The organism is Rhodococcus sp. (in: high G+C Gram-positive bacteria), from assembly GCF_049286785.1.
Lineage (GTDB): Bacteria > Actinomycetota > Actinomycetes > Mycobacteriales > Mycobacteriaceae > Rhodococcus_F.
Genome location: NZ_JBAQEO010000826.1, coordinates 1 through 5,031, shown reverse-complemented (window position 1 = coordinate 5,031; position 5,031 = coordinate 1). Strand labels below are relative to the sequence as shown.

Sequence of the window (5,031 nt, the reverse complement as noted above, 5' to 3'; positions counted from 1 at the left end):
GCCAACCGCCGTCGCCCAATGTCACATCGGTTCAATCTGACTGAACCACTGTGACATTGGGCGACGGGTAGGCGGGTCGAACCTCAGCGGATGAGGTTGCCGAGGTCGACGGGAATCTGTGCGCCGGTGATGTATTTGGCCTCGTCCGAGCACACCCACGCCACCACGGCGGCGATTTCTTCGGGCTGGGCAATGGTGTACGGCAGCGAGTTCATGTAGATCGGGCCGAGAGTGGATGCGAACCGCGCGATGAGCGGGTGCAGATCGCTGACCTTCATACCGGTGTCCACACCCGCCGGATGCACGGTGTTGACGCGGATCTTGTGCTCCCCCAGTTCGTTCGCCATCGTCTTGGCCAGGCCCGTGACGCCGTGCTTGGTCGCGACATAGTGGCCGGTGAACGGTGTGCCCTTGAGCCCCGACACCGAACTGATGAACACGATCGCCCCGCCCTCACCCTGGGCGATGAGATAAGGGATCGCCGCCTTCGCGGTGTGGAAGGTGCCGGTGAGATTGATGTCGACGGTCTCTTGCCACTGCTCGGCAGTGATCTCCCATGACAGCGCGCCGGAACAGATGCCGGCATTCGCGATCACCACGTCGAGGCGCCCGAGCTGCGCGATGCCGTCGGCGAGGGCCTGCGCGAGGGCGTCGAAATCGCGGACGTCGGCGACGCTCGCAATGATGCGACGACCGGTCGCCTCGACGAGACGCACGGTCTCCGCCAGATCATCTTGCGTGGCACCGGGATAGGCCGTGGACGCGAAGTCGGTGCAGGCGTCGACGGCGATGATGTCGGCGCCTTCCCGCGCGAAGCGCACCGCCTCGGCGCGCCCCTGCCCGCGTGCTGCGCCGGTGACGAAGACGACCTTGCCTTCGAAGCGCCGGGATGGATCGATACTCGCTGACGTCACTTTCTACTCCTGACCGAGAACAGAAATTTCACCGTGCAATCGGGTCATCGTACGATCGTGTCACCGTGGACGCGGCACCGTCTTGTCGATGAACAGCCCCTCGACAGACACGCACAACTCACCGTCGGCGGTCCTGATGTCACCGACAGTGGTGATCTTGCGCCCGTCGACCGTCATCAACTTGCCGGTGACGGTCAGGGGTTCGAACAGCGGTGTCGGACAGTGGTAGCGCGTGCACAATTGGGCCGTCATTCCCGATTGACCACCCCACGCGTTGGCGACGCCGAGAACGTGGTCGAGCAGCAATGCCGACACTCCGCCGTGCACGTGCCCGGGCGGGCCCTGATACGGCATCGTGAGCGTGACCGTGCCCTGCACCGAACCGTCGTCCCGGCCCTCGAGGACCAGCGGGGGCGCCAGCGCATTCTCGGGACCGGTGACCGGATCGTGCCGGGTGACGCCCTCACCGTTCCACATATCGATCAGGCGCTCGGCGACCGCCGGTGCGTGTTCTTCGAGATGGTCGGCAATGCTGTTCAATTCCTCGGCGACGCGGTCGAGATTCGCGTTGGTCCGGTCGGTCCGCAGCAGGGCGTCGACGACGCGCCGCGCCGCATCCGCCGCACGATCGACCGGCGCACCCTTGCGCGGGGACGTCAAGACGGTTCCGGACGTGCTGTTGGCGGATGTGGGGTGTGAGCCGACGTTCAAGGGTGGACCTCCATGGTGGCGTGGGTGAGCACCGGTTGCCCGTCACGCTCCGGGCAGGTGGCAAGCAGGCGGAGGCGGCCGCCGTCGCGCCATACCGCCGTTTCGATGGTCTCGCCTGGGTACAGGGAACCCGCGAACCGTGCGGTGTAACTCTTCAGCCCACACGGATCGCCGTCCAGCATCCCGTCGATCACCGCCTTGCAGACGATCCCGTACGACGCGAGACCGTGCAGGATCGGCCGGTCGAACCCTGCTGCGGCCGCGAACGCCGGATCGGCGTGCAGCGGATTCATGTCTCCGCTCAGCCGATACAGCAACGCCTGCGCCCCTCCGGTCGACGACACCAGCACCTTCTCCGGTTCACCTTCGGGGAGGGCAGCCACCGACTCCGGGCCCGGGGATCCGCCGAACCCGCCCTCACCGCGGGCCCAGATCTGCATTCCCGTAGTCCACAACGGATTCCCGTCGAAGTCGGTGGCCGTCTGTTCGAGCACTATGACGGCAGCCTTCCCCTTGTCCCACACCTCTGCCACTCGCGACGCGATCCGGGCCGATCCGGACTTCGGTATGGGCGCGTGAACCGTCAGCGACTGCCCGCCGTGCAGGATCTTCCGCAGGTCGATGTCGACTCCCGGCAGATTCAGCCCGGCAGGCAGCGTCTTCGATGAAATGCCCTGCCCGGCAACCATAGCGAAGGTCGGCAGGACGCGCAGGCCTTTCTCGAACACCCAGCCGAGTTCGCCTGGATCGGTCGGCCTCGTTCCCGCGCCGACACCGAGGTGGTAGAGCAGCACGTCGCGTTCGGTCCACGACGCCTCCCGGACGGTCGTTTCCGCGCTCAGCGCCACGTCTACGTCGATTGCCATGTGGATCTACCCTCACTTTCCTGGATCGGGGTCGCGAGGTAGACCGAGCAGTCGCTCGCCGATGATATTGAGCTGGACGTTGGTGGTACCGCCTGCGATCGACATGCACTGGGAGTTCAGGAACATGTGGGTACTCGACGTCCGGCCCTTCTCACCGAGCAACGCCCGCGGTCCTGCCCAGTCCATCGCCACCTCCCACACCTGCTGGATGTGTTCCACACCGAGCAACTTCGACACCGAGGATTCGGCACCCGGTTGCGCCCCAGCGAGGGACCGCAGTGTGGTGCGCAGGCCCATGAGCCCGCCGGATTGCGCGTCGCACAGCACCTTTCCGAGCACGGTCAGCTGCTCGTCGTCCAGGCCGACCGGCAACTCGGCGGCGAGATCGAGCAGTGCCTCTCCCCCTGATCCGAGGGTGGAGTCGTGTGACAGCGAGACGCGTTCGTTTGACAGCGTGGTGCGGGCCAGTTTCCAGCCGTCACCCGGGGCGCCCACGAGCAGGTCGTCCGGGACGAAGACGTTATCGAGGAAGACCTCGTTGAACAGTGCCTCGCCGGTGATTTCCCGAAGCGGCCGGATATCGAGACCCGCACTGCCACGCATGTCGACGAGGAAGTAGGACAGGCCCTTGTGCTTGGCCACGGACGAGTCGGTGCGGGCGAGGCAGATACCCCAATGGGCGTCCCTCGCCATCGAGGTCCACACCTTCTGGCCCTGCAGTATCCAGCCGCCGTCCACCTTCGTTGCCTTGGTGGACAGTCCGGCGAGGTCGGAGCCGGCGCCGGGTTCCGAGAACAACTGGCACCACACGATCTCGCCCGACAGGGACGGCGGCACGAAACGTTGCATCTGCGCCTCGCTGCCGTGTGCGATCAGCGTGGGAACCACCCAGTTGCCGATGATCATGTCATGCGGCGCGAGGCCGGTGGTGCGCAGTTCTTCCGCGATCACCAACTGCTCGACGGGGTCCGCTCCCCTACCCCAGGGCGCGGGGAGATGCGGTGCGGTGAAACCCTTCTCCGCCAGATAGTGTGTGCGCTCTGCCCCGGCCATTTCGATTGCGGGCAACAGATCGGCACGTACCTCGGCCCGGATGCCTGCGGCGTCCGCCGGCAGATCGATACCGAGTACTCGCCGGGTGCCCTCGATCGTCTCGCGGGCCACGCGTCGCCGCCATGACGCTGTGGACCCGAGCAGGAGCCGCAGCGTGTGCGCACGGCGCAGGTAGAGGTGGGCATCGTGTTCCCAGGTGTATCCGATACCGCCGAGAACCTGAATGCAGTCCTTGGTCACCGAGAAGGCCGCCTCGGGTGCGGTGGCCCCGGCCACCGCTGCGGCAAGACTCGCCTCGGCGGCCGGGGTGCCCGGCTCGAGCGCACGCGCGGCGTCCCACGCGCAGACACGAGCCTGCTCGGTGAGGCTGAGCATGCGGGCGACCCGGTGCTTCACACCCTGGAACTGCCCGATGATTCGCCCGAATTGCCGGCGCACCCTGGCGTGGTCGGCGGCCGTGGTCACCGCCCAGTCGGCGAGACCCGATGCTTCGGCGGCGAACAGGGTGGCGGCCAGGTCGAGCACCCGCTGCGCATCGATCCGCAGCAGTTCGTCGTCGGCGAGCGCGAGTGCGGTCACGGTGATCCGTGCGTTACGCCGGATCACATCGTGGCTGGGCAGGTCCGTGACCTCGATCCGGTCCCGCGGCACCACGACGAATCCCAGGGAATCGCCGTCTCGGGCCGCGAGCAGGAAGAGGTCACCGACCTGACCGCCGAGTACGAATTCGGCTGCTCCGTCGAGCGTTATGGCGCCGTTGTCGCGGATGACCCGCAGAGTGTCCGGCTGCAGCGAGACGGCACCGAGTGTGGAACCGTCGGCGAGTCCGGAGAGGTCGCGAGATCGCCCCGCCTCGCGCAGTACCGCGCTGAGCAGGACGGTCGGCAGGAACGGCCCGGGTGTCATGGTCCGCCCCAGTTCCTCTGCCACCACCGCGAGTTCGACGAGTCCGCAGCCCGCACCGCCGACGCTCTCCGGAAGATGCACACCGAGCACTCCGAGATCCGCGAGCGACTGCCAGAACAGCGGCCGCTGTTCTGATTTCGCCTCGACGGCCTCGCGCAGTACGGCCGGTGTCACGTTCCGTGCCGCCCATCCGCGCACCGAATCGCGGAGGTCATGCTCTTCTTCGGTCAATCCAATTGTCATGTCGTCCTTACCGATTCGACTAGCCGGGTATCAGATGCGTTCGATGATCGTTGCGGTGGACAGGGCCCCGCCCGCGCACATCGTCACCAGCGCGGTGGACTTGCCGGAACGCTCGAGTTCGTGCAGCGCGGTGGTGATCAGGCGGGCACCGGTGGAGCCCACCGGGTGACCGAGAGCGATGGCACCGCCGTTGACGTTCACCTTGGACAGGTCGGCGCCGTGGACCTGCGCCCAGGACAGCACCACGGACGCGAAGGCCTCGTTGATCTCCACGAGATCGATGTCGTTCAGGGTCATGCCGGCTCGGTCGAGAACCAGCTGGGTCGACTCGATGGGGC

4 protein-coding genes and 1 pseudogene are annotated in these 5,031 nt (G+C 66.6%); all 5 read right to left on the bottom strand.

Annotation, left to right across the window (positions count from 1 at the left end):
• Window positions 1-83: 83 nt before the first annotated feature.
• On the bottom strand, window positions 84-899 hold the full coding sequence (locus WAW17_RS29685) for a mycofactocin-coupled SDR family oxidoreductase (RefSeq protein ID WP_422336431.1): 816 nt from the start codon (window positions 897-899) through the stop codon (window positions 84-86).
• A 75-nt stretch (window positions 900-974) separates the two neighbouring features.
• Window positions 975-1,625, bottom strand: a complete 651-nt coding sequence (locus WAW17_RS29680) for a PaaI family thioesterase (RefSeq protein WP_422336430.1) — start codon at window positions 1,623-1,625, stop codon at window positions 975-977.
• Window positions 1,622-2,491, bottom strand: a complete 870-nt coding sequence (locus WAW17_RS29675) for a MaoC/PaaZ C-terminal domain-containing protein (protein ID WP_422336429.1) — start codon at window positions 2,489-2,491, stop codon at window positions 1,622-1,624. The genes WAW17_RS29680 and WAW17_RS29675 overlap by 4 nt, the downstream gene beginning before the upstream one ends.
• A gap of 12 nt (window positions 2,492-2,503) precedes the next feature.
• On the bottom strand, window positions 2,504-4,693 hold the full coding sequence (locus WAW17_RS29670) for an acyl-CoA dehydrogenase (RefSeq protein ID WP_422336428.1): 2,190 nt from the start codon (window positions 4,691-4,693) through the stop codon (window positions 2,504-2,506).
• A gap of 30 nt (window positions 4,694-4,723) precedes the next feature.
• Window positions 4,724-5,031: pseudogene (locus WAW17_RS29665) on the bottom strand (steroid 3-ketoacyl-CoA thiolase); the annotation flags it as partial.

Excerpts from the sequence above, each read along its gene's own strand:
- WAW17_RS29675 (WP_422336429.1), bottom strand. The coding sequence starts at position 2,491 with ATGGCAATCGACGTAGACGTGGCGCTGAGCGCGGAAACGACCGTCCGG.
- WAW17_RS29670 (WP_422336428.1), bottom strand. The coding sequence starts at position 4,693 with ATGACAATTGGATTGACCGAAGAAGAGCATGACCTCCGCGATTCGGTG.